Origin of the sequence: Mycobacterium colombiense (assembly GCF_001665835.1) — a bacterium.
Taxonomy (GTDB): domain Bacteria; phylum Actinomycetota; class Actinomycetes; order Mycobacteriales; family Mycobacteriaceae; genus Mycobacterium; species Mycobacterium colombiense_A.
This window is the reverse complement of record NZ_LZSX01000042.1, coordinates 1-26,415: the sequence shown is the minus strand read 5'-3', so window position 1 is coordinate 26,415 and position 26,415 is coordinate 1. Positions and strand designations below refer to the sequence as shown.

The following is a 26,415-nucleotide window of genomic DNA, read 5'->3' as shown; positions in this document are numbered from 1 at the left end:
CTGCAGTCTCGTGGGCTCGGAGATGTGTATAAGAGACAGCTGTTGCGGGGCGGGGCCGGACGGGCGCGGCGCCGGGGTGCTGGGTCGCCCGGGCTGCAGACGGTCCCGGAGGAATTCGTCGCGCTCGTTCATGGGCTCCTCGCGTGCCGGGCGGTCGTTCGTCGCGCCGATAGGCCGGCCGCGACGAACGTATTACGTGATAAGCGCCACGGTCCAACCTGCGGCGCCGGGTGTGACCAATTCCGTCCAGTATCTCCTGCCGCGCCCCGTGCGCGAACCTGCAAACTCGGTAGCGCGCGGCTGCGCGCCGCGGCTATGCATTTGGCTGGGCGCTGAGCACGCTCATATCCGCACCCAGCAACTTCTGCAACCCACTGGCAGCGCACGTCAGCAAACTCTTTACGCGGGGCCGCGCCGGAACCGGAACCCACGGAATACGCGCAGCTATGGGAAGAATTCGCGGCACGGGACAAGGGGCTGGCAGAATTGAGGATCAATGGCAGCAGCGAAATTTACGACGCTGCCAGCTGGCGGTTAGACTTGACGAAGTTGGCATGTCAGGCGGGTATTGTCATATCGTTTTACGACTTGTTGAGACCGGTTCCAGGCCACCGTTCAGAGCTGCACGGACATCCCTGACAGGATCATCTCCGCCTGGGGCACAGCCCATCGAGACAAGACCGACGGGGTTTTAGCCCGCAACCTCCGGGTGCGGACCTCGGTGGGGCCGCTGCTAACGGCCGCGCAGAACGTTCAGGTGAAGGGTCAGGTGCATATGACGCCCAAGCGCGTCGGGTTATACAACCCCGCGTTCGAGCACGACGCGTGCGGGGTTGCCATGGTCGTCGATATGCACGGCCGTCGTAGCCGCGACATCGTGGATAAGGCAATCACTGCGCTGCTGAACCTCGAACACCGGGGTGCCCAGGGCGCCGAGCCGCGCAGTGGTGACGGTGCCGGCATCATGCTTCAGGTCCCGGACGCCTTCCTGCGCCAGGTCGTGGACTTCGAGCTGCCCCCGGAGGGCAGCTACGCCACCGGCATCGCGTTCCTGCCGCAGTCGTCCAAGGACGCGGCGACGGCGTGTGCCGCGGTGGAGAAGATCGCCGAAGCCGAGGGCCTGACGGTGCTGGGCTGGCGCAACGTGCCCATCGACGACTCGTCGCTGGGAGCGTTGTCCCGCGACGCGATGCCGACCTTCCGCCAGGTGTTCATGGCGGGCGCGTCCGGCATGACGCTGGAGCGCCGCGCCTACGTGGTGCGCAAGCGCGCCGAACACGAGTTGGGCACCAAGGGCCCGGGCCAGGACGGTCCCGGCCGCGAAACCGTGTATTTCCCAAGCCTTTCCGGCCGCACGTTCGTCTACAAGGGCATGCTGACCACGCCTCAGCTCAAGGCGTTTTACCTTGACCTGCAAGACGATCGGTTGACCAGCGCGCTGGGCATCGTGCACTCGCGGTTCTCCACCAACACTTTCCCGTCGTGGCCGCTGGCGCATCCGTTCCGCCGCGTGGCACACAACGGCGAGATCAACACCGTCACCGGTAACGAGAACTGGATGCGCGCCCGCGAGGCTTTGATGAAGACCGACGTTTTCGGAGCGGAAGCCGACGTCGAGAAGTTGTTCCCGATCTGTACGCCGGGGGCATCCGACACCGCGCGCTTCGATGAGGCGCTCGAACTGCTCCACCTGGGCGGGCGCAGCCTGGCCCACGCGGTGTTGATGATGATCCCCGAGGCCTGGGAACGCAACGAGTCGATGGACCCCGCGCGCCGGGCGTTCTACCAGTACCACGCCTCGTTGATGGAGCCGTGGGACGGCCCCGCGTCGATCACGTTCTCCGACGGAACCATCATCGGCGCCGTGCTCGACCGTAATGGCTTGCGTCCCTCGCGAATCTGGGTCACCGATGACGGCCTGGTGGTCATGGCGTCCGAGGCCGGTGTGCTGGACCTGGACCCGGCCAAGGTGGTCCGCCGGATGAGGTTGCAGCCCGGCCGCATGTTCCTGGTGGACACCGCGCAGGGCCGCATCGTCGCCGACGAGGAGATCAAGGCGGAGCTGTCCGCCGAGCACCCCTACCAGGAGTGGCTGGACCGGAACCTGGTGCCGCTCGACGACCTGCCGCAGGGCAACTACAAGCGGATGCCGCACGACCGACTGGTCAAGCGGCAGCAGACATTCGGCTACACCTACGAGGAACTCAACCTCTTGGTCGCGCCGATGGTGCGCAGCGGCGCCGAGCCGATCGGGTCGATGGGCACCGACACCCCGGTGGCGGTGCTCTCGCAGCGGCCCCGGATGCTCTACGACTACTTCCAGCAGCTCTTCGCGCAGGTGACGAACCCGCCGCTGGACGCCATCCGCGAGGAGGTGGTGACCAGCCTGCAGGGCACCACCGGCGGTGAGCGCGACCTACTCACGCCGACCGAGCGCTCGTGTCACCAGATCGCGCTGTCGCAGCCGATTCTGCGTAACCGGGAGCTGGCGAAGCTGGTCAACCTCGATCCGGACGCCGAGGTCAACGGTCGCCCGCATGGCATGCGTTCCAAGGTGATTCGCTGCCTGTACCCGGTCGCCGAGGGCGGCGCCGGGTTGGCTGCGGCGCTCGAGGACATCCGCGCGCAGGCGTCGGCGGCGATCGCTGACGGCGCGCGCGTCATCATCCTGTCCGACCGCGAATCCGACGAGAAGATGGCGCCCATCCCGTCGCTGCTCGCGGTGGCGGGGGTGCACCACCATCTGGTGCGCGACCGGACCCGGACCCACGTCGGGCTGGTGGTGGAAACCGGTGACGCCCGCGAGGTGCACCACATGGCCGCGTTGGTCGGCTTCGGTGCGGCGGCGATCAACCCGTACATGGCGTTCGAGTCCATCGAGGACATGCTCGATCGCGGCGTCATCGAGGGCATCGACCGCAAGACGGCGCTGAGCAACTACATCAAGGCCGCCGGTAAGGGCGTACTGAAAGTCATGTCCAAGATGGGCATTTCGACGCTCGCGTCCTACACGGGCGCCCAGTTGTTCCAGGCGGTCGGCATTTCCGAGGACGTGCTCAGCGAGTACTTCACCGGCTTGAGCTGCCCCATCGGTGGCATCACCCTGGACGACATCGCCGCCGACGTCGCCGCGCGGCACGCGCTGGCCTACCTGGATCGGCCCGACGAGCGGGCCCACCGCGAGCTCGAGGTCGGCGGGGAATACCAGTGGCGCCGCGAGGGCGAGTACCACCTGTTCAACCCCGAGACCGTTTTCAAGCTGCAGCACGCCACGCGCACCGGCCAGTACAAGGTGTTCAAGGACTACACCCGCCTGGTCGACGACCAGAGCGAGCGGATGGCGTCCCTGCGTGGGTTGCTCAAGTTCCGGGCCGGGATCAACCCCCCGATCCCCCTCGACGAGGTCGAGCCCGCCAGCGAGATCGTCAAGCGCTTCTCGACCGGCGCGATGAGCTATGGCTCGATCTCCGCCGAGGCGCACGAGACGCTGGCCATCGCGATGAACCGGCTGGGTGGCCGGTCCAACTGTGGTGAGGGCGGCGAAGACGTCAAGCGGTTCGACCGCGATCCCAACGGCGATTGGCGGCGCAGCGCGATCAAGCAGGTCGCCTCCGGGCGGTTCGGTGTCACGTCGCACTACCTGACGAACTGCACCGACATCCAGATCAAGATGGCCCAGGGTGCGAAACCCGGTGAGGGCGGCCAGCTTCCGGGGCACAAGGTGTACCCGTGGGTCGCCGACGTTCGCCACTCCACCCCGGGTGTCGGCCTGATCTCTCCGCCGCCACACCACGACATCTATTCCATCGAGGATCTGGCGCAGCTGATCCACGATCTGAAGAACGCCAACCCGTCCGCGCGGGTGCACGTGAAGCTGGTCTCCGAGAACGGCGTCGGCACGGTGGCCGCGGGGGTGTCCAAGGCCCACGCCGACGTGGTGCTGATCTCCGGGCACGACGGCGGCACCGGTGCGACGCCGCTGACTTCGATGAAGCATGCCGGGGCTCCGTGGGAGCTGGGGCTGGCCGAGACGCAGCAGACGTTGCTGCTGAACGGATTACGCGACCGGATCGTGGTTCAGGTCGACGGTCAGCTCAAGACGGGGCGCGACGTGATGATCGCGGCGCTGCTCGGCGCCGAGGAATTCGGCTTCGCCACTGCGCCGCTAGTGGTCTCCGGCTGCATCATGATGCGGGTCTGCCACCTGGACACCTGCCCCGTCGGGGTGGCCACCCAGAACCCGGTGCTGCGCGAACGCTTTACCGGCAAGCCAGAGTTCGTCGAGAACTTCTTCATGTTCATCGCCGAAGAGGTCCGCGAATACATGGCGCAGTTGGGATTCCGCACGATCAATGAGGCCGTCGGCCAGGTGAAGTCCTTGGACATGACGCTGGCGCGGGCCCACTGGAAGGCGCACCGGCTGGATCTGGCTCCGGTTCTGCACGAGCCGGAATCGGCGTTCATGAACCAGGACCTGTACTGCAGCTCGCGCCAGGACCACGGCCTGGACAAGGCGCTGGACCAGCAGTTGATCGTGATGAGCCGCGAGGCGCTGGACTCCGGAAAGCCGGTGCGATTCTCCACGACCATCAGCAACGTCAACCGCACGGTGGGCACCATGCTCGGCCACGAAGTCACCAAAGCCTATGGCGGAAAAGGGTTGCCGGACGGAACCATCGACATCACCTTCGACGGGTCGGCGGGCAACAGCTTCGGCGCGTTCGTACCGCGAGGCATCACGCTGCGCGTCTACGGCGACGCGAACGACTACGTCGGTAAGGGCCTGTCGGGTGGGCGGATCGTGGTTCGGCCGTCGGACGACGCGCCCCAGGACTACGTTGCCGAGGACAACATCATCGGCGGCAACGTGATCCTGTTCGGCGCGACCAGCGGCGAGGCGTACCTGCGCGGCGTCGTCGGCGAGCGGTTCGCGGTCCGTAACTCCGGGGCGCACGCCGTCGTCGAGGGCGTCGGCGACCACGGTTGCGAGTACATGACCGGCGGCAAGGTTGTCGTCCTCGGTCGCACCGGCCGTAACTTCGCGGCGGGCATGTCCGGCGGCGTGGCCTACATTTACGATCCGCAGGGCGAATTCCCAGGCAATCTCAACGCGGAGATGGTCGAGCTCGATAGCTTGGATGAAGATGACTACGAGTGGTTGCACGGCATGATTCAGGCACACGTTGATGCCACCGATTCCGCTGTCGGCCAGCGCATTCTGGGTGACTGGCCGCAACACCAGCGGCACTTCGCCAAGGTGATGCCGCGGGACTACAAGCGGGTGTTGCAGGCCATCGCCGAAGCGGAACGCGACGGCATGGATGTCGACAAGGCGATCATGGCGGCCGCGCATGGCTGATCCGAGCGGCTTCCTGAAATACACGCATCGGGAACTGCCGAAGCGCCGGCCTGTCCCGATCCGGTTGCGCGACTGGCGCGAGGTCTACGAAGAATTCGACAACGAGACCTTGCGCGAGCAGGCGACCCGCTGCATGGACTGCGGTATTCCCTTCTGCCACAACGGTTGCCCGCTGGGCAACCTGATTCCGGAGTGGAACGACCTGGTGCGCACGGACCGGTGGCGCGACGCCATCGAGCGGCTGCACGCCACCAACAACTTCCCGGACTTCACCGGGCGCCTGTGTCCCGCCCCCTGCGAGCCGGCCTGCGTGCTCGGCATCAACCAGGATCCGGTGACGATCAAGCAGATCGAGCTGGAGATCATCGACAAGGCCTTCGACGAGGGCTGGGTCCGGCCGTTGCCGCCGGACACGAAGACCGGAAAAAAGGTCGCCGTGGTCGGTTCCGGTCCCGCGGGTCTGGCCGCCGCGCAGCAGTTGACTCGCGCCGGCCACGCCGTCACGGTGTTCGAGCGGGCCGATCGCATCGGTGGACTGCTGCGCTACGGCATCCCGGAATTCAAGATGGAAAAGCGCGTGCTCGACCGCCGGCTGGACCAAATGCGGGCCGAGGGAACCGAATTCCGGACCGGGGTCAACGTCGGAGTCGACATCACCGCCGAGCAACTGCGCGCCGACTTCGACGCCGTGGTGCTGGCCGGAGGTGCCACCGCCGCGCGCGATCTGCCGATCCCGGGCCGTGAACTGGACGGGATCCACCAGGCCATGGAGTACCTGCCGTGGGGTAACCGCGTGCAGGAGGGCGACGACGTGCTGGGGCCCGACGGGGAGCCGCCGATCACCGCCAAGGACAAGAAGGTCGTCATCATCGGTGGCGGCGACACCGGGGCCGACTGCCTGGGCACCGCGCACCGCCAGGGTGCGACGATCATCCACCAGTTCGAGATCATGCCGCGCCCGCCGGAGACGCGCGCCCCGTCCACCCCGTGGCCGACCTACCCGCTGATGTACCGGGTCTCCGCGGCGCACGAAGAGGGCGGCGAGCGGGTGTACTCGGTCAACACCGAGCAATTCGTCGGCGAAGACGGTCGCGTGACGGCGCTCAGGGCGCACGAGGTGACCATGCAGGACGGCAAGTTCGTCAAGGTGGAGGGGTCCGAGTTCGAACTCGAGGTCGACCTGGTGTTGCTGGCGATGGGATTCGTCGGGCCCGAGAAGGAGGGCCTGCTCACCGACCTCGAGGTGAAGCTCACCGAGCGCGGCAACGTCGCCCGCGGCGCCGATTTCGACACGTCGGTGTCGGGCGTCTTCGTCGCCGGTGACATGGGCCGCGGCCAGTCGCTGATCGTCTGGGCGATAGCTGAGGGCAGGGCCGCCGCGGCCGCGGCGGACCGATTCCTGATGGGGTCGACCGCGCTGCCAGCGCCGGTCAAGCCCACCGCGGTGCCGCTTCAGTAGTAACACCAGTCACACCAGAAACACGGCCGACTTCGCCCGGCGAGTCTCCCCCTGTTTGCCAGACGGTGGGTGTCTAATAACCCGTTGTGAGCCCGCTCACATGGGGGTCACGCCGGTTTTCCGGTTGAACGGCCGATCGCAGGAGAGATTCTTGTGCATATTCACCCATTACCTCGGACACGGATGGGGCGAATCGCCTGGTCATGGTTGCGTCACCCGGTCAAAAGCCGTGAGTTTCCGGCCAAGCACGAACGTCTGGTAACCGCCCAGGACTTGCTGCTCTTCGGTGCGTGATCGCCCGGCCGGCGCCCTTACCGGCGTGCGGTGGGTTTGCTCAAGAGTGTGCCCGCCGGATCTTCGCCCGGGATGCGTCCCAAAAGCGGCCTCACCGCTCCCATAGACCCGAATCGCGGATCGCCTCGGCGAGCGGCTCCAGCACGACCGGGTCGTGCGGCGGCGGCAGGTAGACAATGCCCAGATCCAAGCCTTCGGCGGCCAGCCCGGCCGCGTCCGCGATGACCTTCCCGTAGTCGAGATCCGGCTCCAGCCGCAGGTGGGCCGAGAGCGTGATCTCCTTGGGGTCGCGGCCGATGTCCGCGCAATGCGAGGCCAGCACGTCCCGCTTGTGGGCGAACACGTCGGGCGGACCGCCCACGAAATTCCAGTGCTGGGCGTAGCGGGCGGTGATCCGCAGCGTGCGCTTCTCCCCACTGCCGCCGATGCAGATCGGCGGGTGCGGCCGCTGCGGACCCTTGGGCTCGTTGCGGGCGCCTTTGAGCTGGTAGAACTTGCCGTCGAAGTCGGTGGTCTCCTGGCTGAGCAGGCTGGTCAGCACCTCGCACGCCTCCTCGAACCGGTCGAAGCGTTCCTTGATGCTGCCCAGCTCGATGCCGTAGGCGCCGGACTCCTCCTCGTTCCAGCCGGCGCCGATCCCCAGTTCGAGCCGCCCGTTCGAAATGATGTCGACGGCGGCCGCCATGTTGGCCAGCACCGCGGGATGGCGGTAGTGGATCCCGGTCACCAAGGTGCCCACCCGCAGCCGTTTGGTGGCCTGCGCGAGCGCGGTCAACGTCGTCCAGCCCTCCAGGCAGGGCCCGCTGCTGTCGGAGAAGATCGGATAGAAGTGGTCGAAGGTCCACCCGGACTCGTAGACCTCGATGTCATCGGCCGCTTGCCAGACGGCCAGCATCTGTGCCCACGTGGTGTTCTGCGGAGAAGTCTTGAAGGCGAATCGCATGCCACCGACGTTAGCCGGTGTTTATGAAGGGCAACTAAACTCAAGCCCGCGATGACTTGTGGCTCCCTCGGAATAGATACCAAGATCACCCTGCTGGCGGCGGGCCTGATCTTCTTGCTCGCGCTGATTCTGGGCGTGTGGAAATACCGCGAGATGATGACGTCCGAGAACCACCTTGCGCATCCCTACGTCGACATCGCCCACCGGGCGGCGCTGCTGTATTCGTTCGCGACGCTGCTGCTCGCGGTCTTCGTGCAACTGAGCGCCTGGCCGGTGTGGGTGAACCTGACGGCTGCGGGCGTGGTCGTCTTCTTTTTCGTGGCGGCCATCCTGGCCTACATCAGCCACGGGGCGCGACGCGACACCGTCAACCAGTTCGAAAACACCGACGGGCGAATGGCGGTGGCGATGGCGTTGCTGATCGCCGGGGAGATCGGCGGGTTCAGCGTGCTGCTCGCCGGGTTCGTCGCCGGCCAGCTGTGGTGAGCCGCGGAGGTTTGGTGGTGACCTGTGGCGCCCGGCTTCGCCGCGCTTGCAGTCACCGCGCGGGCACACTGGAGTCATGGATCCGGTAACGGCGTTGCGGCAGATCGCCTACTTCAAGGACCGGAGCCGCCACGATCCCAGGCGCGTGATGGCGTATCGCAACGCGGCCGACATCATCGAGGGCCTCGACGAGGCGACCCGGGAGCGGCACGGCCAGGCCAACAGCTGGCAGTCGCTGCCGGGAATCGGTCCCAAGACGGCCAAGGTGATCGACCAGGCGTGGTCCGGCCGCGAGCCCGACCTGCTGGTCGAACTCCGCTCCACCGCCGAGGATCTCGGTGGCGGCGACATTCGTTCCGCGCTGCGCGGCGACCTGCATCTGCACTCCAACTGGTCCGACGGCTCGGCGCCGATCGACGAGATGATGGCGTCCGCGGCGGCGCTGGGGCACGAGTATTGCGCGCTGACCGACCACTCACCGCGGCTGACCATCGCCAACGGCCTCTCGCCGGAGCGGTTACGCAAACAGCTCGACGTGATCGACGGCCTGCGGGAGAAGTTCGCACCCATGCGCATCCTGACCGGAATCGAGGTCGACATCCTCGACGACGGCAGCCTTGATCAGGAACCCGAGTTGCTGGAGCGCCTCGACGTGGTGGTGGCCAGCGTGCATTCCAAGCTGTCGATGGATGCCCCGGCGATGACCCGGCGCATGCTGCGCGCGGTGGCCAACCCGCACGCCGATGTGCTGGGTCACTGCACCGGCCGGCTGGTGTCGGGGAATCGCGGCATCCGGCCCGAATCCAAGTTCGACGCCGAGGCGGTGTTCACCGCGTGCCGCGACCACGGCACCGCGGTGGAGATCAACTCCCGGCCCGAGCGCCGCGATCCGCCGACCCGGCTGCTGAACCTGGCGCTGGAGATCGGGTGCGTGTTCACCATCGATACCGACGCCCACGCGCCCGGCCAGCTCGATTTCCTGGGTTACGGCGCCCAGCGCGCGTTGGACGCGGGCGTGCCCGTCGACCGGATCGTGAACACCTGGCCGGCCGAGCGGCTGCTGGAGTGGACCGGCGCCAATTAGTCTGGCAGATGCGGCATTTCGAAGCCCGGGTCGCGGCCCAGCAGCACCGCGGGCGTGAGGGCCGACTTGCCGTAGCGGCGGCGCACCCGGTCGATGGCCGCGTCGATGTCGTCGCCGGGCACGCGTTGTTTCTGCTCGCCGAAGGGCAGCATCAGCTGCTGGGAGCCGCTGCGGTCGATGCCCGACACCGCGAACCCGACCAGCGTCAGGCCGCGCTGCGCGATGAGCGGTGCCGCGTCCGCGACCAGCCGGCGCGCGGCGGCCAGCAGCGGCGAGGTGGACGACGTGGCCCACGGCAACGTGTGCGACCGGGTCGCGCGGGTGAAGTCGGCGAAGCGCAGCCGCAGCACCACCGTGCGACCGGTGCGCCCGGCGGCGCGCATGCGACCGGTGATGCGGTCGATCAGGTTGACCACCACGGCGTCGATCTCGTTGGGCGACATGGTGTTTCCGGCGCGGCCCAGCGCCCGCTGCGCGCCGACGGACCGGCGACGGACGCCGGTGGTGACCCGTCGGCGGTCGATATTGCGGGACAGCGCGTACAGCTGGCGACCCATCGCGCCGCCCACCATGGAACCCAGCGCGGACTCGCTGAGCTCGGCAACGTCGGCGACCGTCACGATGCCGTGCGCGCGCAGCTTCTCTGCGGTCACCGCGCCCACACCCCAGAGCCGGCGCACCGGCAGCGGCCGCAGGAAGGTCAGCTCCTGATCCGGCGGCACCAGCAGCAGCCCGTCCGGCTTGGCCTCCTGGCTGGCGACCTTGGCGAGGAACTTCGTGCGGGCGACGCCGACGGTGATCGGCAGCCCGACGCGGTCGCGCACGTCCGCCCGCAGTCGCTCGGCGATCGCGACCGGAGTGCCGCTGACCCGGCGCAGCCCGCCGACATCGAGGAAGGCCTCGTCCACCGACAGCGCCTCGACAATCGGGGAGCAATCCCGGAACACCTCGAAGACGGCGTCACTGGCGCGCGAGTAGGCGCTCATCCGCGGGGGCACCACGACGGCCTGCGGGCACAACCGCCGGGCTTGGGACCCGCCCATGGCGGTGCGCACGCCGAAGGCCTTGGCCTCGTAGCTGGCGGCCAGCACCACGCCGCCGCCCACGATCACCGGGCGGCCCCGCAAGGTCGGGTCGTCGCGCTGTTCGACGGACGCGTAGAAGGAGTCGAGGTCCGCGTGCAGGATGGACGCATCGCACCGCACGAACATATGTTCGCATACGGCGCCGACAAGCGGCCGTCAGCAGGCCTCGCCGTAGACGCTGCTGACCCAGATGTGCACCAGTGTGTCGAGCAGTTGCTCGCTGGGCACCGACGGTCGCCCGCCGGCGAACGCGCTGAGCATGACCTTTTCGTTGAGCAGGTTCAGCGCCGCGGACAGGTTGTGGGCCGGCAGCGTCACCGGTGCGGCGCCGCGGGCGCGTTCGGCTTCGATCACGGTGGTGATGTGGTCGACCCATTTCTGCATGAAGCGCGACCACAGGTCGTCGACATCCTTGTTGCTGCGTGCGGCGTCGGCGGCCAGTGACACCGCGCGATGCGCCCCGAAGGTCTCGACGAACACGTTGATCCCGATGCGCCACAGCGCCTTCAGGTCGGCGGGTGGGTTAGCGACCATGGTCTCCAGGGCGGAGTCGGCCTCCATGATCACGCGCTCGAACAGGGTGAGCAGCACGGCGTCCTTGGACGGGAAATAGAAGTAGAACGTTGGCCGGGACAGGCCGGCACCTTTGGCCAGGTCATCGACGGAGATGTCGGCGAGCGGGCGTTCCCGCAGCAGCTGCTCGGCGGTGGAACAAATGGCCAGTTCACGCTCGTCGCCGGACGGGCGCGCCGAACGCCTGCCCCGGTGAGTGCGGGCGGAACCGACGCTAGTCACGGACGCTACTTTACACGCTGTCGAAAGTTTCGACACGGTGTTGACTGGTTCAACACGCTGTTGATAGCGTTGCGTTTATGACTGAGCATCTTGACGTCCTCATCGTGGGCGCCGGTATCTCCGGCGTGAGCGCGGCCTGGCACCTGCAGGAACGCTGCCCGACAAAGAGCTACGCCATCCTCGAACGCCGCGCCGACCTGGGCGGGACCTGGGACCTGTTCAAGTACCCGGGCATCCGGTCGGACTCGGACATGTTCACCCTGGGCTTCCGGTTCAAGCCCTGGCGTTCGGCGAAGTCGATCGCCGACGGGGCCTCGATCAAGGCCTACATCAGGGAGACCGCGGTCGAGAACAAGATCGAGCCGAATATCCGCTACCGGCACCGGGTGGTGGCCGCCGACTGGTCCGACACCGACAACCGTTGGACCGTGACGGTCGAGAGCGACGGCCAGCAGAGCGAGATCACGTGTTCGTTCCTGTTCGCCTGCACCGGCTACTACAACTACGACGAGGGGTTCTCGCCGACCTTCCCGGGCTCGGACGACTTCGGCGGAACCATCGTCCACCCGCAGCACTGGCCCGAGGACCTCGACTACGCGGGCAAGCGGATCGTCGTCATCGGGTCCGGCGCCACCGCGATCACCCTGATCCCCGCGCTGGTGAACTCGGGCGCGGGTCACGTGACGATGCTGCAGCGCTCGCCGACCTACATCGGCTCGCTGCCGGGTGTCGATCCCTTCGCCGAGAAGGCCAACCGGCTGCTGCCCGAGCGCCTGGCGCACATGGCCAACCGCTGGAAAGCCATCGCGTTCAGCACCTTCCAGTACCAGCTGTCCCGCAAGGCCCCGGGCTACATGCGCAAGACGTTGATGACGATGGCGCAGCGGCGGCTACCGGAGGGCTATGACGTCGAAAAGCACTTCGGCCCCCGCTACAACGTCTGGGACGAGCGGTTGTGCCTGGCCCCCGACGGCGACTTCTTCCGGACCATCCGGCACGGCAAGGCCGACGTCGTCACCGACACCATCGACCGGTTCACCAAGACCGGCATCAAGCTCACCTCGGGTGAGGAACTGGCCGCCGACATCATCATCACGGCAACGGGATTGAACATGCAGCTGCTGGGCGGCGTGAAGCCGACCCGCAACGGTGAGGACATCGATCTGACCTCACTGATGACCTACAAGGGCCTGATGTTCTCCGGCGTGCCGAACTTCGCCATCACCTTCGGCTACACCAACGCGTCCTGGACGCTGAAGGCCGACCTGGTCTCCGAGTTCGTCTGCCGGTTGCTGAACCACATGGACGCCAACGGTTTTGACTTCGTGGAGCCGCAGCACCCGGGCAAGGACGTCGACGAGCTGCCGTTCATGGACTTCACCCCCGGCTACTTCCGGCGTTCGATGCACCTGCTGCCCAAGTCGGGGTCGCGTGCGCCGTGGCGGCTCAAGCAGAACTACTTCTTCGACATGCGCACGATCCGGCGCGGCAAGGTCGACGACGAAGGCTTGAAGTTCGCGAAAAAGCCTGCCCCGGTAGCGGTTTAGTGGATCATTGACCCGCGGCGGCGACGACGATACCGTCGTCGTCGCTGTAGGCGATCTCGCCCGGCACGAACGTCACCCCGCCGAGGGTGACCTCGACGTCGCGCACGCCGGCACCGGTCTTGGTGCTCTTGCGGGGATTGGTGCCCAACGCCTTGATGCCGATGTCCATGCCGCGCAACGTGGCCGAGTCGCGCACCGCGCCGTTGACGATGAGCCCCGCCCAGCCGTTGGACCGGGCCAGCTCGGCGATGACGTCACCGACCAGCGCGGTGTGCAGGGAGCCGTCGCCGTCGATGACCAGGACCCCGCCGCCGCCCGGTTCCGAGAGCACCGACTTCAGCAGCGCGTTGTCCTGAAAGCACCGCACGGTGCTGATCGGCCCGGCGAATTCGGCCCGCCCGCCCAACTGGCGGAATTGCACGTCGCAGCTGCGTACGTCGGGCCCGATGCTGTCTACGAGGTCGGCCGTCGGCCGGAAAGACACCGTCACTTCTGACACGTTAGACGCTGGCCGCTCAGCGGCGACGCAGCTGGCGGATGAGCAGGATGGCCAACAGGCTGACGGCCAGGGCAACGATCAGCGGCACCGGAGATTGGCCCACCGCCGGGCCCGGCACCGCGGGAGAGACCGGGTTGTTGGCGGTCTCTACGGTGGATTTCGCCTGTGCGGCAGCATCTTTGGCGGCGGCGGTCAGGTCGCCGTTGCTTTCGGCCCGCTGCTGCACGTCGACCGGTTGAGCGGCCGGCTGCTCGGGTGGTTTCGGGGGCGCGGGCTCGGCGTTTTTTGCCGGCACCTTCTTGGCGGGTGCCTTTTTGGCCGGCACCTTTTTGGCGGGCGCCTTTTTCGCAGGTGCCTTTTTGGCCGGCGCTTTTGCGATCTTCTTCGCCGCCTTGGCGGGCGGCTTCTTCTCCGGCGGGGCGCCGGCGCCGTCGGGTGCGCTGTTGGTTGGGTCCTGCGGGTCTGCCATGCGGCCGCTCCTCGAGCTTCCTCGGTCGTCTTTCCCTAGCTCTGCGGGTTCAAGGTCCCATCATGCCAGGACGCGTTGCGGCGCCTCCGTCACCGGTCGCCGGCCCCGCTCTCACCGCCTGCGCCGCGCCGCCCACCACCCGCCGCCGGCGACGAGGGCCACCGCGACCGCCACGAATGGCCAGACCGGGAGCGCGCCGCCGCCGTCCGGGCCGGCCGCGGGTGGACCGGGCGTACCGGTGCCGGGCACCGTGAGCCGAAACGACCACGATCCGGACACCACGTGGCCGTCGGCGGACGTCACCCGGTAGTTCACCGTGTACGTCCCGGCCGGCCCGAGTGCACGCAGGCCGATGCCGACCACCGCGCCCTGCACCGCGGGCTCTCCGGTGGACCACACGTTGCCGTCGGGCCCCACTACCGTCATGGCCGCGAACGTGGTTTGCAACTGCTCGTTGAACGTGGCGCTCACCCGCTGCGGGCCGGCGGCCAGCACCGCATCGGCCGCGGGATCGGTGGAGACGCGGGTGGCGTGCGCGCCCGCGGCCGGCGCGGTCAGTGTGGCGATCACGAACATGACGCCCACGCACGCACCGAGCGCCAGGCGCCTCATGTCCGTCGGCGGATCAGCGCGATCGCGACGCCGGCGGCGGCGACCACCAGGGCCGCGCCGCCCAGCAGCCGGGCGGCGTTGTCGGCCGCGTTCGACCGTGCGGCGGCGGGCGCGGACGCGGGTGACCCGTGGTGGAGGCCCGGGGCGCCGGTGGCAAGGGTGAGCATGGGCACCGGGTGCTCCGGCTCGCCCCCGTCGGGCAGCGGCGGCTGGTCCCATTTCACGACGGTTCCGTCGGCGTAGGTCTGCGCGGCGGGGAAGCTGACGGTATCGGTATCGGGCAGCTTCACCGACAGCCGAAACAGCCCGAATTGATCTGGCCCGATCCCACCGGTGAGGTTGGCCGTCCACGTCACCGAACGCACGGTGCCGGACGCGGCGTCCCGGTCGAGCTTGGCCGTCCAGCCCGGCACGCTTTCGGTGCGCGCCGATGCGACGTTGGGAAGCGTGATGGTCAGCGCGGTGGTGAGCGCTCCGGTGTTCGATTCGTTGGGCACCTGGAACGTGACGATCGCCATGGCCCCGCGTACCGCGTTGTCGCTGCTGGCGTGCACGTGTGCCCAGGCAGCGGGGGTCTGGGCCGCCGATCCGAGATAGAGGGCGGCGGCCGCGGTGAGCGCGATCAGTGTGCGCGAGATCCACCTGCTGGGGATTGCCATGCGGGGGCGCTGCCTTCCGTGCGGGTGATCAGCTCAGGCCGAGGCGGGCCATCAGGTCCGCCTCGATCCCGTCGAGCTGCGACGAGATCGCCGCGGCGGCCGCGCGGCGCCGCGCGGCCGGCATGTTCTCCGCGGCGGTGATCGCCGCCGACAGGTCGGTGAGCCGTTCGGCGATGGCGGAGACGAACTGCTTCGTTTCGGCGTCCTTGGGCTTCTTGTCCTGCACCATCCGCAGCGACTTCTCGGCCCCGGCGATGCGGGCCGACAGCTGGGCCCCGTGACCGGAGAACTGGCCGATCTGGGCCAGCGGAATGCCGAGTTGATCGGCCCGGCGCTGATCGATCATCGCGCGGGCCGCGACGGCCGCCCGGTAGATGACCGGGGCGAGGATCGGCGCAAGCAGCCGAGACACCGTCAACATCCGCCGGATTCGTGTCGGTGAGAAGATCTTGCCCTCCCGCGCTGCTTTGAGTTCGGCCTCAGCGACTTTCAGTGCGTTGCGGTCGCTGTCGCGTTGGGCCTTGATCTGCGCGCGCAGCGCCTTGTTTTCCGCCCGCTGTGCGGACTTGGCGCGGCGGACCTCGTTTTTGGCGGCCAGCTTGGCCTCGAGCTTCGCACGGGCCTTGATTGCGCGGGCTTCAGCGCGACGCGTCGCGCGGCTCTTTCGCTTGCGGAACAGGCCCATTCCCGGCCGCCTCCCGGTTATCTCGTGGACTATCGCTCTCGCGGTTGCGCGATCCGCTGAGCCAACCCTAATCGGAATGGGCGGGCGGCAGCCCTCCAGGGCAGGCCCGGCGGCCGGTGCCGGCGCGTACGTCAGGCGTCTAAGTGCTCGGCCCGACGCAACTCGTTGACCCGCTCCATGACCTCACGCTGCGCCTCGGGGGACAGCTCGGCCGTGCGCACCGCGATGCGGCGCACATTGTCGTCGCGCGTCGTGGCCAGCCATGACAATTCCTTGTCGAGCTTCTCGTAGTACTCGTCGTCGGTGAAGTACGCCGACTTGATCCGGAAGAAGTTGGCCAGGGCGGCCATGGTCGCCGTCGACGGGTTGGTGCGGTTGCCGGAACGCAGCTGGGAGAGGTAGGGAGCAGACATCGTTATGCCCTCGGCCTTGAGCGCCGCGATCACTTCCGCGGAGGTGTGCGGCCCGCGTCCGGGGGGATACACCGTGTCGAACAGGCGGTTCAGGCGAGCAGCGAACGTCGTGCTCATTGATATGACCTCCACTGGGCTGTAGAAGTGAACTATTACCTAGGTGTATTTGCTGATCATGGTAGCGAGGCTTGGTGACCGTAACCAGGTGCAAACCCCAGGGGATTCCCGACCGGCATAGCTGACGCGCGCCACCTCCCCACTTGACGAGCGTCTAACTGATTCGCTGGGGTGTCCACTAAATCAGTGAAACTCACAGGTTATCCGCAGAATTGGACATCCGTTCCGAAGTGGCGGGCGGATGGCCTGCTGACGGCCGCGATAATATGCCGGGCTGTGCTGGGAAATCACACCGCAACGGGTCGGCGAGCCGGGACGATTTAGTATCCCCTTTGCTGCCGAGCGCGAAAACGGCCCCGTTTTCTGCCGCGCTGCCCGGCGGACGGCTCCCGGACACCGGCGGTCGAGGCGTCGTTAACTTCGCCGGTTTGCGGTGGTCCGGCGCCAATTTGCCGTGACGGTCCTGCGGCGCCGCCGCATCTGCGCGACCGCGATTGCGGCAACGGTCGTCGCCACGGCGACGGTCGCGGCGGCGGCCACCCAGCGCCAGCCCAGGGCGCTGTCGAACAGCATCCACAACCCGAACGTCAGGAACAGCAGGCTGGCGGCGACGTGCAGCAGTTTCTCCGGGAGGCGCCGGTGCAGCAGCCGTCCCGCGGCGATCGCCAAACCGTCGGCCAGCACCATGCCCAGCGTGGAGCCGATCCACACTCCGACCCAGTCGTGGTGGCTGGCCAACGTCACCGTCGCCAGGGCGGTCTTGTCGCTCATCTCCGCGAGCGCGAACGACGACACCACGGTGAGGAAGGCGAATCGCGGTTCGCGCGGCTGCGACACGGTCTCGTCGGTGGCCGTGCCTTCCCGCCAGGCCCACACCGCGAATGCGAGGAAGGCGAGGGCCGATGCGAAGGCCAGCGGCCGCGCCGGCAGGGCAGCGCCCAGGAAGTGACCGATTGTCACCGAAACCCCGTGCACCGTGAACGCGGCGAGCGCCACCCCGGTCAGCACCACCCACCACCGGTAGCGCAGGGCGTAGGTCATGGTGATCAGCTGGGATCTGTCGCCGAGTTCTGCGACGAACACCACTCCCAGGGTCAACAGGGTGGCGGCGAGCATGTCGGGTGACCTTTCGACGCGTCGTCGACGACTGCGGAAGTCGTCGAACTCCGGTCGAAGGTCTCGCCCACCGGGTGAACCGGTTCGCCGGCCGGGCTGTGTGCCAGTATGTCGACTCGACGATTGGGGGCTACTCCCCTTCGCTAACGGTCCCAGATTAATGGGCCCATTCGGCGTCCGCCAGCGCGGCAACCGAGTTCGGCCAGCCGCATTTCTGGGATTCGAGACCCGAACTGCCTTCGGGCATTTCGTTTATGCGGCGAGCAGCATTGCCAGTATTGCCGTATCGGGATGGCTGATCGGGTCGACACCGACCCGGCTCACCATCGAGGTGATGGTGCCGTCGGCTTCCGCTTCCACCCACGCCGCCCGATGCTCGAGTCCGAGGTAGGGCAATCCGGGCAGCAATACGCATCCCGATGCCGCCCCGTTGCATTCCGGCAGTGACGGCGTGGTTTCCGAGGGCGGGTGCAACATGAGTAATGCCGGCGGCTGATGTTCTGCGAAATAGCCCGGCTGAATGGCAGTTTCACCGAAAACCGTCCCCTCGGCGAGCACCAGTCCCACCGTGCCCGGCTCGGGCTCGTCCGGCAATTCCTCGCGGGCCCCGAAGACCGTTGTGGTGGAGAGCAATCCGGGCAAGGACGCGACCCTTACCGCGACCATGAGCAGCTGGGCCCATTCTTTGGTCGAATCGGGCCAGCGCCCGGAGATCACGAATCCTTTCAAGGCACCACGAGAATGGAACGGGGAAACCCCGATAGGCCGATCCGCCCCAGTTTCCATTTCGACCTCCGCGCGACGCCTCCGCTTGGAATAACCACACTGGTAGTCCGAATAATTAAGCATGCCTGGGGTTTATGCGCCGTGCAACATTGACACGGTCGGTGGCGCTAAACGTTGCCGCGCGGCCGAACGAGGGTCAGACAAACGACTGGGGCGCCGCGCAACCGCGCGACGCCCCCGCCGATCGAAATGAAAGTCAGCCGAAAATCAGGCCCTGGGTTTTCGAGGTCGCGGCCGCGTACCGCTTCTGCACGTCCGCCCAGTTGACGACGTTCCAGAACGCCTTGACGTAATCCGCCTTGACATTCTTGTACTGCAGGTAGAAGGCGTGCTCCCACATGTCGACCTGCAGCAAGGGGATGATGCCGAGCGGAACGTTGGCCTGCTGGTCGTAGAGCTGGAAGGTCAGCAGTCGGCTGCCGAGGGTGTCGTAGCCCAGGACCGCCCAGCCCGAGCCCTGCAGGCCGTTGGCGGCCGCGCTGAACTGCGCGCGGAATCGGTCGAAGGATCCGAATGCGTCGTCGATCGCTGCGGCCAATTCGCCGGTCGGCTTGTCGCCGCCGTCCGGCGACAGGTTCTTCCACCAGATCGAGTGGTTCACGTGGCCGCCCAAGTGGAAGGCGAGGTTCTTTTCGTTCAGGAAGATCGCAGCGTGGTCCTCGTTGGCGCGGGCCTCTTCGAGCTTGGACAGAGCGTCGTTCACGCCTTTGACGTACGTGGCGTGGTGCTTAGTGTGGTGGATCTCGTTGATCTGCCCGGAGATGTGCGGTTCCAACGCTGCATAGTCCCAGTCCAAGTCGGGCAGGGTGTATTCAGCCACGGCATTCCTTTCTTCGATTATCGTCTTGACGCTCAGTCGTGCGGGGTCGCCTCACGGGCGGCCAGCCGTTATCAACCCTGCTCCATGACTGCGCGCTCCGCAAGAACGACCCTTGTGAGCCGGAACGCGGATACCCGCTCAGCGGCGTTTCAAGACAAGACGATGACCGCGAGCACCGCGAGCAACGCCAAGGCGATCAACCCGGCGCGCAGCGCGGCGATGCTATAGCTGTGATTCCACGCCGGCGAGCCGCAATACGACTTCGACGGGGCCGGTGAACCCGGACCGAACGAATGCGTGGCCATCAATCGCCTTTCACCCCCCGGTCACCTCGCGTCAGTGAGGTGAGTCACAAACACTTTTCGCGAACGCGATCATAGCGCTTTGTGGCGAGCTTGAGAAATAACGTGCTGAGCTGGGGGTTGGCGATACGGCTAGACGCTGGCGCCCGAGGCGGCCGGGGCATGGATCGTCGGGCGGGCGCGCGGCCGGTGTAGGTGTTCGGCAAGACAATCCATTTCGCTCAACGACCGGTTTCGGGCTGTCGATTGCGTGCCTGCGATCCCGGGTGTTATCCACAGTCACACCACGGTCAGCCGCCAGAGGCTGTAGTGATGCTTTCTATACCCACTGGGTGTATGTGGATAAACCTGTGGAAACTGTGGATAGTCTTTGCCGCCTCCGTCGGTTGCCGAGCTCGCTCGAACGGTCGCCGATCGAGGCCCCGGGGCGGTGTCCCTCGGCGCGCGTCGCGACGGCGTTAGTCTGGTCCGGTGATCCAGGTGTGCTCCCAGTGCGGCACGCGCTGGAACGTGCGTGACCGACAACGAGAATGGTGTCCGCGCTGCCGCGGAGCGTTGATGGCGCCCACGCCGGATGCCCCGCCGGCCGACCCACGATGGGGTGCGCCCGGCGCCCCGACACAGGTTCGCCGCTCGGCGACGCCGGGGTGGCAGCGCACCCCGCCGCGACTGCCGCCCGGCTACCGCTGGATAGCGGTGCGGCCCGGCGCCGCGCCGCCGGCGCGACGCGGCCGCCGTCCCCTCGGGCCCACGCCGCGCTACACCGTCATACCGCGGTGGGGCTTGGCCGACCGCGTCGAGCAGGCGCCCGCGGCCGCGGAAGCACCCGCGCAGCCGGGGCCGCCGGCGCAGATCGTCCGCACCACATCGTTCGTCAGCGTGCTGGTGCTCGGCATCGCCGCCCTGGTGTACGTGGTGCGGTACGTGTTGCTGGTGGTCAACCGGAACAGCTTGCTGAACACGTGGGTAGCCCTCGGAGCCGACTGGCTCGGCGTGCTCGCCAGCGTGGGCGCGGGTGCCGCGGTGATCGCCTCCGGCGTGGTGCTGATCCGCTGGATGATCGCCCGCCGCGCCGCCGTGTTCGCCCATCATGGCCTGCCCGAGCAGCGCTCCACGCGGGCGCTGTGGGCCGGCTGCGTGGTGCCGCTGGCCAACCTGCTGTGGGCTCCGGTGTACGTGATCGAGCTGGCGCTCCTCGAAGAGCACTACGCCCGGCTGCGGGGCACCATCCTTCAGTGGTGGGGCGCGTGGGTGTGCAGCTACGCCGTCTCAATCGCGGCCATCGCGACAAGCTTCGCCACCGACGCCCAGGGCATCGCCAACAACACCGTCCTGATGGTCTTCGCGTATCTGTTCGCGGCCGCCACGCTGGCCGCCGCCACCCGCGTCTTCGAGGGATTCCAGCGCAAACCCGTCGCCCGGCCCGCACATCGCTGGGTCGCGGTTCCCGACGACGGGTCCGCGGCCCCGGCATCGGCCGCCCCAGTTGAGTTGAAGGGGCAGGAACCGGCAGCATAGGGGTATGACGTGGGCCGACGAGGTGCTCGCCGGGCATCCATATGTCGTCGCCCACCGCGGCGCGTCGGCCGCGCGGCCCGAACACACACTGGCCGCCTACGACCTTGCGCTGAAAGAAGGCGCCGACGGCGTGGAATGCGATGTGCGCTTGACCCGCGACGGGCATCTGGTGTGTGTGCACGACCGCCGGCTGGACCGGACCTCGACCGGCGCCGGCTTGGTCAGCACGATGAGCCTCGCCGAATTGCGCGAGCTCGAGTACGGGGCGTGGCACGGCAGCTGGCGAGAAGACGGCGCGCACGGAGACACCAGTCTGTTGACGCTGGACGCGCTGGTATCGCTGGTGCTGGATTGGCGTCGGCCGGTGAAGCTGTTCATCGAAACCAAGCACCCGGTCCGGTACGGCTCGCTGGTGGAAACCAAGCTGCTCGCGGCGCTGCATCGGTTCGGCATCGCCGCGCCCGCCTCGGCGGACCGGTCCCGCGCGGTGGTGATGTCGTTCTCGGCGTCCGCGGTCTGGCGGATCCGGCGGGCTGCGCCGCTGCTGCCGACGGTGCTGCTCGGAAAGACCGGGCGCTATCTGACCAGCGGTGCGCCCACCGCCGTCGGCGCCACCGCCGTCGGGCCCTCGCTCACCACGCTGAAGGAATATCCCCAACTCGCCGACCGCGCCATCGCCCAGGGCAGGGCGGTCTACTGCTGGAACGTCGACGACTACCAAGACATCGATTTCTGCCGCGACGTCGGGGTGGCCTGGCTCGCCACGCACCACCCGGGCCGCACCAAGGCGTGGCTGCAGGGCAACCGCGGGGGCGAGGGCAGCGGTTAGGCCGGCCGCTATTGCTGTTCGTCCGATGTGGCCGGGGGTAGGGGCGCGTCGGACGCCAACGACTCGAACAACCGCGCGGCCTCGTCGTGATTCCACACCACGACCGACCCGGCGTCACCGCTGGTGAACTGGCCGATCGGGACGGTGACGGTGGTGGTCGACCCGTGTAATGCCCAGCCGAGCCGGGCCAGATCCCAGACGTGGTCACCCCGGTCGACCGTCAGGGCGTCGGCCGCCGCGCGCGGCACCGAGAACCAGCGCCACGGATTGAGCCAGACGGCGGGACTGGCGGCCCGATGCAGCAGCGCCGCCACGAACTGCCGTTGATTGACCATCCGGTCCAAATCCGCCCGCGGGGTGTCGCGCGACCTGACGTAGCCGAGCGCGTTGCGGCCGTTGAGGGTCTGGCAGCCCGCCGGCAGCTCGATGCCGGCCAACGGATCGTTGAACGCCGTCTTCGGGCACACCGTCACCCCACCGAGCGCATCGACCAGTGCGGCGAACCCGCCGAACCCGATCTCGGCGTAATGGTCGAGGCGCAGCCCGGTGGCCTGCTCCACCGTCTGGGCCAGCAACTTTGCGCCGCCCATCGCGAACGCGGCGTTGATTTTGTCCTTGCCCTGGCCCGGGATCGGCACGTAGGAATCGCGCGGTATCGACACCATGGTCGTCGGCACTCCGGCCCCGACGCCCGGCACGTGAACCAGCAGGATCGTGTCGGTACGGCCGTTACCGATGTCGCCGCCGGTGGCCAGATCCTGCTGCTGCTCGGCGCTGAGCCCCTGGCGGCTGTCCGACCCGACGATCAGCCAGTTGGTGCCCCGGCCGGCCGCGGGGCGGTCGGCGTAGTCGGTGAGTACCTGCTCGCGATGCAGCTTGTTGTCGAACCAGGCCGCCCCCGCGACGATGCCCGCGCCGATCAGCAGGAGGCCCACCAGCAGGATCGACACGACCGTGCGGACCCAGCGGAGCCTGCGCCGCCTGCGCGAGGCGCGCGGCGCCTGCGGTCGGGGCGGCGGAACCCGGGCTGCCGGCGCGGCGGCGGGTGGCGGGGGCGGCGGTTGGTGCAGCGGCTGGGTCTCCGCGGTGGGCGATGGCGGCGGGCCGGCCGGGCGGCGGATGACTTGCGGCGGCTCGGGACGCGGTTGGGTGGGACGCGGTTGGCCGGGACGCGGCTGTGCGGGCGGGCTCCCCCCGGGAGGCCGCCGGCGTTGCGGTGAGCGGTCGCCGTTCACCCGGTTAACGTACGTGCCCGGCGCCCCGCCGCGCCGGTACGGCGCGATCTGGGGGCTAGGCCAATTGCCCTACTCCTCCTCACCCCGCTACGCGGGCTGCATCGTCGCAGGGCTAGCCGCGCGCGCGAAGTCCGTTGATGAACGGGCATCCCATCAGCACCCGGATGGCCTGGCTCAGGCCGGTCATGTCGTCGACCGGTTTGTGGAACGGCAGCCGGACGTCGTGATCGCGGTCGTCGCCCTCGACGCGGAACCGGACGCCGTAGCGGTCCAGGCCCAGCGGTCGCACTTGGCCGCGCCGCAATGGCGCCGGAAGCCTGGACACCAGTCGCGCCAGGACGTCGCTGTGGGCGGTGTCCAGGTGCCACAGCAGGCTCGACTCGAGCGCGCAGAACGGGTCGGGCCGGGCACCCAGCAGGTCGCCGACACTGACCGGCTCCGCGCCGGTGGCGTCGGTGACGACCACCGAGGCGATCTCGAGCCGCAGCAGCGTGGAGCGCGGTTCCTCGCCGGCGGCGGGCGCACAACGCGGGGTGTCGACGCCCAGCAGCGCCGGATTCGGGCACTCGGCGGCGATCAGGTCGAGCGTGTCGAGGATCTCGCTCGGGTGCACCTCCTGGAGGTGCCCGCGCACCCAGACCAGCGAGCGGACCGGTTCGCGCAGCGGAAGCGGCGCGTAGTCGGTCAGCTCCAGCAGCGCCTGGGATCCTGAGATGGGGCGCGCGAGCTCGCGTGCCCGTTCGACGGGGACCGCCAGCGCGACGGATCCGTCGTCCATCAGGTGATGCAGCGGGGTGGGGACGGGGTCGTCATGCTCGATGGCCAGCAGCGCGCCACTGGCACGGGCACACGCGCTGCGAATCCGTTCGGCGGTGGTCGGGGCGGAGCAGCTCATCGGTAACACCATTCTCATCCTTTGATTAGGTAAGCCTAAGTTAACTTACGCGCGGCGGCGTCGCAAGGGTTTTCTGGCCTGCACGCCGCTAGGGTTGGGACGTGGCCCGCATCGCTTACCTCGGTCCGGAGGGGACGTTCACCGAGGCGGCGCTGCGACAGATCACCGCCGCCGGCCTGGTACCCGGGCAAGGCGGAGGGGTGGAACCCTCGCCCGTCGACAGCACCTCCGCCGCGCTGGACGCCGTGCGCGATGGCGCCGCCGACTACGCCTGCGTCCCGATCGAGAATTCGATCGACGGTTCGGTGACGCCCACCTTGGACAGCCTGGCCATCGGATCACCCGTGCAGGTGTTCGCCGAAACCACGCTGGACGTCGCGTTCAGCATCGTCGTCAAACCGGGCTGCAGCGCGGCGGACGTGCGGACGCTGGCGGCCTTCGGTGTGGCGGCGGCCCAGGTGCGACAGTGGGTGGCCGCCAATCTGGCCGACGCCAAGCTGCGACCCGCGTACTCCAATGCCGACGCCGCCCAGCAGGTGGCCGAGGGACACGTCGACGCCGCGGTGACCTCGCCGCTGGCCGCCACCCGCTGGGGGCTGGACACCCTGGCCGAGGGTGTCGTCGACGAATCCAATGCCCGTACCCGCTTCCTTCTCGTCGGCCGGCCGGGGCCACCGCCGGCCCGCACCGGAGCCGACCGCACCTCGGTGGTGCTGCGCATCGACAACGCGCCCGGCGCGCTGCTGGCCGCGCTCGCCGAATTCGCCGTCCGGGGCATCGACCTGACGCGCATCGAATCCCGGCCGACCAGAACCGGACTCGGCACCTACCGGTTTTTCGCCGACTGTGTGGGCCACATCGAGGACGATGCCGTCGCCGAGGCACTCAAAGCGCTGCACCGTCGTTGTGCTGATGTGCGATACCTGGGATCCTGGCCCACCGGCTCACCCGCCGGGGCGTTGCCACCGTCGGCCGACGATGACGCACGCTGGCTGGCGCAGCTGCGGGACGGAAAGCCCGACGAGCGGGGGTCGCAGGGGTGAGCGGTCGGTTGATCCTGGTGCGGCACGGCCAGTCATTCGGAAACGTCGAACGCCGGCTCGACACGCGCCCGCCCGGGGCGGAGCTGACGCCGTTGGGCCGAGACCAGGCCCGCGCGTTCGCCCGCGGGTCGGGGCGGCCGGCGATGCTCGCGCACTCGGTGGCCACCCGGGCCTTGCAGACCGCCGCCGTGATCGGTGGCCAGGTCGAGGTGCCGCCCATCGAGGTGCCGGGCGTCCACGAGGTCCAGGTCGGGCGGCTGGAAAACCGCAATGACGACGACGCGGTCGCTGAGTTCAATGCGATCTACGAGCGTTGGCACCGCGGCGAACTCGACGTCGCGCTCCCCGGTGGCGAAACCGGTAACGACGTGCTGGACCGGTACGTCCCGGTGCTTACCGACCTGCGCCTGCGCTATCTCGATGACCACGACTTCCACGGCGACATCGTTCTTGTCAGCCACGGCGCGGCGATCCGGCTGGCCGCCGCCGTGCTGGCCGGCGTGGAAGCCGACTTCGCGCTGGACCATCACCTGGACAACGCCGAATCAGTGGCTTTGACGCCGATCACCGACGGCCGCTGGAGCTGCGTGCGCTGGGGAACCTTGACGCCGCCGTTCTACCCGGAGCAAGCTGCGACCCCGGTCGCGGACGCGGTGCGGTCAAGCAGCGACCCGATGGGCTGACCTCTCGGTCAGACCGCCAGCGCGATTACCTCGGTGCAGGTGCAGCCGACGGCGTCGCAGTCGATGACGAAGGCGTGCGGCAACAACTCGGGGGTGAAGCAGTCCGGCTCCGTGCATTCCGACCGGTGCAGTGCGTGGCGAATGATGGTGCCGTGACAGTGATCTAAGCCTGCCCGGCAGTCGCGGCAGTCAATGCTCATAGCTGAGTTCATAGCACCCGGCGCGGACAAATCCGGGATGCCGCGCCCGGGAATCCGGGGGCGTGTGAGGCGTCAGGCCCAACCGAGCTCGTGCAGCCGGTCGTCATCGATGCCGAAGTGGTGAGCGATCTCATGGATCACCGTGATGGCCACCTGCTCGACGACCTCGTCCTCGGATTCGCACACGTCCAGCAGCGCCTGGCGATAGATGGTGATGGCATCCGGCAACGAGCCGAAGTAATCGGAGTCGCGGTCGGTCAGCGCCACCCCCTCGTACAGTCCGAGCAGCTCGGCGTCCTCGGGATGGCGGTCTTCGACCAGCACGACGACGTTGTCCATCGCGGCCGCCAGCTCGGTCGGGATCAGGTCGAGGGCGTCGGAGACCAGTTCGTCGAAGCGCTGCGGATCCATCCGCACGGACACCCGGCCTAGCCTCCCGGCGGGCTGTCTCTTATACACATCTCCGAGCCCACGAGACTGCA

General features: G+C 68.1%; 25 protein-coding genes and 1 pseudogene. 9 read left to right on the top strand and 17 right to left on the bottom strand.

Annotated features, from left to right (window positions below):
• Window positions 1-775 precede the first annotated feature (775 nt).
• Together gltB and A5760_RS10800 are read left to right on the top strand one after the other, a co-directional pair.
• Window positions 776-5,359 carry a glutamate synthase large subunit gene (gltB, locus tag A5760_RS10805; RefSeq protein ID WP_064880498.1) on the top strand — a complete coding sequence of 1,528 codons (4,584 nt, stop codon included), beginning with the start codon at window positions 776-778 and terminating at the stop codon, window positions 5,357-5,359.
• Window positions 5,352-6,818 (top strand): glutamate synthase subunit beta, encoded by a 1,467-nt coding sequence (locus A5760_RS10800; protein WP_064880494.1) that lies wholly within the window; start codon window positions 5,352-5,354, stop codon window positions 6,816-6,818. Before gltB ends, A5760_RS10800 begins: the two co-directional genes overlap by 8 nt.
• A 385-nt stretch (window positions 6,819-7,203) precedes the next feature.
• Here the strand turns inward: A5760_RS10800 and A5760_RS10795 are convergent, their stop codons facing one another.
• Window positions 7,204-8,055 (bottom strand): LLM class F420-dependent oxidoreductase, encoded by an 852-nt coding sequence (locus tag A5760_RS10795; RefSeq protein WP_064880492.1) that lies wholly within the window; start codon window positions 8,053-8,055, stop codon window positions 7,204-7,206.
• Between the two features lie 51 nt (window positions 8,056-8,106).
• Between A5760_RS10795 and A5760_RS10790 the strand changes: the two genes are divergently transcribed.
• Together A5760_RS10790 and A5760_RS10785 are read left to right on the top strand one after the other, a co-directional pair.
• Complete coding sequence (locus A5760_RS10790; protein ID WP_064880490.1) at window positions 8,107-8,541, top strand: hypothetical protein; 435 nt, start codon at window positions 8,107-8,109, stop codon at window positions 8,539-8,541.
• Between the two features lie 76 nt (window positions 8,542-8,617).
• Complete coding sequence (locus A5760_RS10785) at window positions 8,618-9,625, top strand: PHP domain-containing protein (protein ID WP_064880488.1); 1,008 nt, start codon at window positions 8,618-8,620, stop codon at window positions 9,623-9,625.
• On the opposite strand, the gene dinB is transcribed toward A5760_RS10785, so the two are convergent.
• Together dinB and A5760_RS10775 are read right to left on the bottom strand one after the other, a co-directional pair.
• A complete protein-coding gene (gene dinB / locus A5760_RS10780) occupies window positions 9,622-10,836 on the bottom strand; it encodes a DNA polymerase IV (RefSeq protein ID WP_064880486.1) in 1,215 nt (404 codons plus the stop codon). The genes A5760_RS10785 and dinB overlap by 4 nt on opposite strands.
• Window positions 10,837-10,866: 30 nt before the next feature.
• Window positions 10,867-11,505 carry a TetR/AcrR family transcriptional regulator gene (locus tag A5760_RS10775; RefSeq protein WP_064880484.1) on the bottom strand — a complete coding sequence of 213 codons (639 nt, stop codon included), beginning with the start codon at window positions 11,503-11,505 and terminating at the stop codon, window positions 10,867-10,869.
• A 77-nt stretch (window positions 11,506-11,582) separates the two neighbouring features.
• Here A5760_RS10775 and A5760_RS10770 point away from each other — a divergent pair, with 77 nt between their 5' ends.
• Window positions 11,583-13,052 (top strand): flavin-containing monooxygenase, encoded by a 1,470-nt coding sequence (locus tag A5760_RS10770; RefSeq protein ID WP_064880483.1) that lies wholly within the window; start codon window positions 11,583-11,585, stop codon window positions 13,050-13,052.
• Between the two features lie 4 nt (window positions 13,053-13,056).
• Here the strand turns inward: A5760_RS10770 and rraA are convergent, their stop codons facing one another.
• From rraA to A5760_RS26975, 10 genes are all read right to left on the bottom strand, one after another.
• A complete protein-coding gene (rraA, locus tag A5760_RS10765) occupies window positions 13,057-13,542 on the bottom strand; it encodes a ribonuclease E activity regulator RraA (protein WP_064880481.1) in 486 nt (161 codons plus the stop codon).
• 25 nt (window positions 13,543-13,567) lie between these two features.
• Complete coding sequence (locus A5760_RS10760) at window positions 13,568-14,020, bottom strand: hypothetical protein (protein WP_064880479.1); 453 nt, start codon at window positions 14,018-14,020, stop codon at window positions 13,568-13,570.
• Between the two features lie 111 nt (window positions 14,021-14,131).
• The gene (locus A5760_RS10755; RefSeq protein ID WP_064880477.1) at window positions 14,132-14,632 is read right to left on the bottom strand and encodes a copper resistance CopC family protein; all 501 of its coding nucleotides are present in this window, start codon (window positions 14,630-14,632) and stop codon (window positions 14,132-14,134) included.
• Window positions 14,629-15,291 carry a YcnI family protein gene (locus A5760_RS10750; protein WP_064880475.1) on the bottom strand — a complete coding sequence of 221 codons (663 nt, stop codon included), beginning with the start codon at window positions 15,289-15,291 and terminating at the stop codon, window positions 14,629-14,631. The genes A5760_RS10755 and A5760_RS10750 overlap by 4 nt, the downstream gene beginning before the upstream one ends.
• Window positions 15,292-15,319: 28 nt before the next feature.
• Entirely contained in the window at window positions 15,320-15,976 is a 657-nt protein-coding gene (locus A5760_RS10745; protein ID WP_064880473.1) for a DUF6474 family protein, read from the bottom strand.
• Between the two features lie 131 nt (window positions 15,977-16,107).
• Entirely contained in the window at window positions 16,108-16,506 is a 399-nt protein-coding gene (locus A5760_RS10740; protein WP_007771864.1) for a hypothetical protein, read from the bottom strand.
• 414 nt (window positions 16,507-16,920) lie between these two features.
• Window positions 16,921-17,622 carry a TMEM165/GDT1 family protein gene (locus tag A5760_RS10735; protein WP_064880472.1) on the bottom strand — a complete coding sequence of 234 codons (702 nt, stop codon included), beginning with the start codon at window positions 17,620-17,622 and terminating at the stop codon, window positions 16,921-16,923.
• A gap of 252 nt (window positions 17,623-17,874) precedes the next feature.
• Window positions 17,875-18,408 (bottom strand): hypothetical protein, encoded by a 534-nt coding sequence (locus A5760_RS10730; RefSeq protein ID WP_064880470.1) that lies wholly within the window; start codon window positions 18,406-18,408, stop codon window positions 17,875-17,877.
• Between the two features lie 196 nt (window positions 18,409-18,604).
• On the bottom strand, window positions 18,605-19,228 hold the full coding sequence (locus A5760_RS10725) for a superoxide dismutase (protein ID WP_064880468.1): 624 nt from the start codon (window positions 19,226-19,228) through the stop codon (window positions 18,605-18,607).
• A 149-nt stretch (window positions 19,229-19,377) separates the two neighbouring features.
• Window positions 19,378-19,533 (bottom strand): hypothetical protein, encoded by a 156-nt coding sequence (locus A5760_RS26975; RefSeq protein WP_196772057.1) that lies wholly within the window; start codon window positions 19,531-19,533, stop codon window positions 19,378-19,380.
• A 468-nt stretch (window positions 19,534-20,001) separates the two neighbouring features.
• Here A5760_RS26975 and A5760_RS10720 point away from each other — a divergent pair, with 468 nt between their 5' ends.
• Together A5760_RS10720 and A5760_RS10715 are read left to right on the top strand one after the other, a co-directional pair.
• Window positions 20,002-21,048 carry a DUF4328 domain-containing protein gene (locus A5760_RS10720; RefSeq protein ID WP_082279423.1) on the top strand — a complete coding sequence of 349 codons (1,047 nt, stop codon included), beginning with the start codon at window positions 20,002-20,004 and terminating at the stop codon, window positions 21,046-21,048.
• Window positions 21,049-21,052: 4 nt separating this feature from the next.
• Complete coding sequence (locus tag A5760_RS10715) at window positions 21,053-21,877, top strand: glycerophosphodiester phosphodiesterase (protein ID WP_064880464.1); 825 nt, start codon at window positions 21,053-21,055, stop codon at window positions 21,875-21,877.
• An 8-nt stretch (window positions 21,878-21,885) separates the two neighbouring features.
• Here the strand turns inward: A5760_RS10715 and A5760_RS10710 are convergent, their stop codons facing one another.
• Entirely contained in the window at window positions 21,886-23,112 is a 1,227-nt protein-coding gene (locus tag A5760_RS10710) for an LCP family protein (protein WP_064880462.1), read from the bottom strand.
• A gap of 112 nt (window positions 23,113-23,224) precedes the next feature.
• Window positions 23,225-24,019 (bottom strand): DUF2470 domain-containing protein, encoded by a 795-nt coding sequence (locus A5760_RS10705; RefSeq protein ID WP_064880460.1) that lies wholly within the window; start codon window positions 24,017-24,019, stop codon window positions 23,225-23,227.
• A gap of 89 nt (window positions 24,020-24,108) precedes the next feature.
• Here A5760_RS10705 and pheA point away from each other — a divergent pair, with 89 nt between their 5' ends.
• Window positions 24,109-25,050: a prephenate dehydratase gene (gene pheA, locus A5760_RS10700; RefSeq protein ID WP_064880458.1), complete on the top strand. Its 942-nt coding sequence runs from the start codon at window positions 24,109-24,111 to the stop codon at window positions 25,048-25,050.
• Complete coding sequence (locus A5760_RS10695; protein WP_064880456.1) at window positions 25,047-25,733, top strand: histidine phosphatase family protein; 687 nt, start codon at window positions 25,047-25,049, stop codon at window positions 25,731-25,733. The genes pheA and A5760_RS10695 overlap by 4 nt, the downstream gene beginning before the upstream one ends.
• Before the next feature lie 8 nt (window positions 25,734-25,741).
• Here the strand turns inward: A5760_RS10695 and A5760_RS10690 are convergent, their stop codons facing one another.
• Entirely contained in the window at window positions 25,742-25,933 is a 192-nt protein-coding gene (locus tag A5760_RS10690; protein ID WP_064880454.1) for a hypothetical protein, read from the bottom strand.
• A 6-nt stretch (window positions 25,934-25,939) separates the two neighbouring features.
• Window positions 25,940-26,356 (bottom strand): annotated as a pseudogene (locus A5760_RS10685) (metallopeptidase family protein); the annotation flags it as partial.
• Window positions 26,357-26,415 lie beyond the last annotated feature (59 nt).

Bases quoted from the DNA above. Each gene is read 5' to 3' on its own strand.
- gltB (WP_064880498.1), top strand. From the start codon at position 776: ATGACGCCCAAGCGCGTCGGGTTATACAACCCCGCGTTCGAGCACGAC.
- A5760_RS10800 (WP_064880494.1), top strand. From the start codon at position 5,352: ATGGCTGATCCGAGCGGCTTCCTGAAATACACGCATCGGGAACTGCCG.
- A5760_RS10795 (WP_064880492.1), bottom strand. From the start codon at position 8,055: ATGCGATTCGCCTTCAAGACTTCTCCGCAGAACACCACGTGGGCACAG.
- A5760_RS10790 (WP_064880490.1), top strand. From the start codon at position 8,107: ATGACTTGTGGCTCCCTCGGAATAGATACCAAGATCACCCTGCTGGCG.
- A5760_RS10785 (WP_064880488.1), top strand. From the start codon at position 8,618: ATGGATCCGGTAACGGCGTTGCGGCAGATCGCCTACTTCAAGGACCGG.
- dinB (WP_064880486.1), bottom strand. From the start codon at position 10,836: ATGTTCGTGCGGTGCGATGCGTCCATCCTGCACGCGGACCTCGACTCC.
- A5760_RS10770 (WP_064880483.1), top strand. From the start codon at position 11,583: ATGACTGAGCATCTTGACGTCCTCATCGTGGGCGCCGGTATCTCCGGC.
- A5760_RS10760 (WP_064880479.1), bottom strand. From the start codon at position 14,020: ATGGCAGACCCGCAGGACCCAACCAACAGCGCACCCGACGGCGCCGGC.
- A5760_RS10755 (WP_064880477.1), bottom strand. From the start codon at position 14,632: ATGAGGCGCCTGGCGCTCGGTGCGTGCGTGGGCGTCATGTTCGTGATC.
- A5760_RS10750 (WP_064880475.1), bottom strand. From the start codon at position 15,291: ATGGCAATCCCCAGCAGGTGGATCTCGCGCACACTGATCGCGCTCACC.
- A5760_RS10745 (WP_064880473.1), bottom strand. From the start codon at position 15,976: ATGGGCCTGTTCCGCAAGCGAAAGAGCCGCGCGACGCGTCGCGCTGAA.
- A5760_RS10740 (WP_007771864.1), bottom strand. From the start codon at position 16,506: ATGAGCACGACGTTCGCTGCTCGCCTGAACCGCCTGTTCGACACGGTG.
- A5760_RS10735 (WP_064880472.1), bottom strand. From the start codon at position 17,622: ATGCTCGCCGCCACCCTGTTGACCCTGGGAGTGGTGTTCGTCGCAGAA.
- A5760_RS10730 (WP_064880470.1), bottom strand. From the start codon at position 18,408: ATGGAAACTGGGGCGGATCGGCCTATCGGGGTTTCCCCGTTCCATTCT.
- A5760_RS26975 (WP_196772057.1), bottom strand. From the start codon at position 19,533: ATGGCCACGCATTCGTTCGGTCCGGGTTCACCGGCCCCGTCGAAGTCG.
- A5760_RS10715 (WP_064880464.1), top strand. From the start codon at position 21,053: ATGACGTGGGCCGACGAGGTGCTCGCCGGGCATCCATATGTCGTCGCC.
- A5760_RS10705 (WP_064880460.1), bottom strand. From the start codon at position 24,019: ATGGTGTTACCGATGAGCTGCTCCGCCCCGACCACCGCCGAACGGATT.
- A5760_RS10690 (WP_064880454.1), bottom strand. From the start codon at position 25,933: ATGAGCATTGACTGCCGCGACTGCCGGGCAGGCTTAGATCACTGTCAC.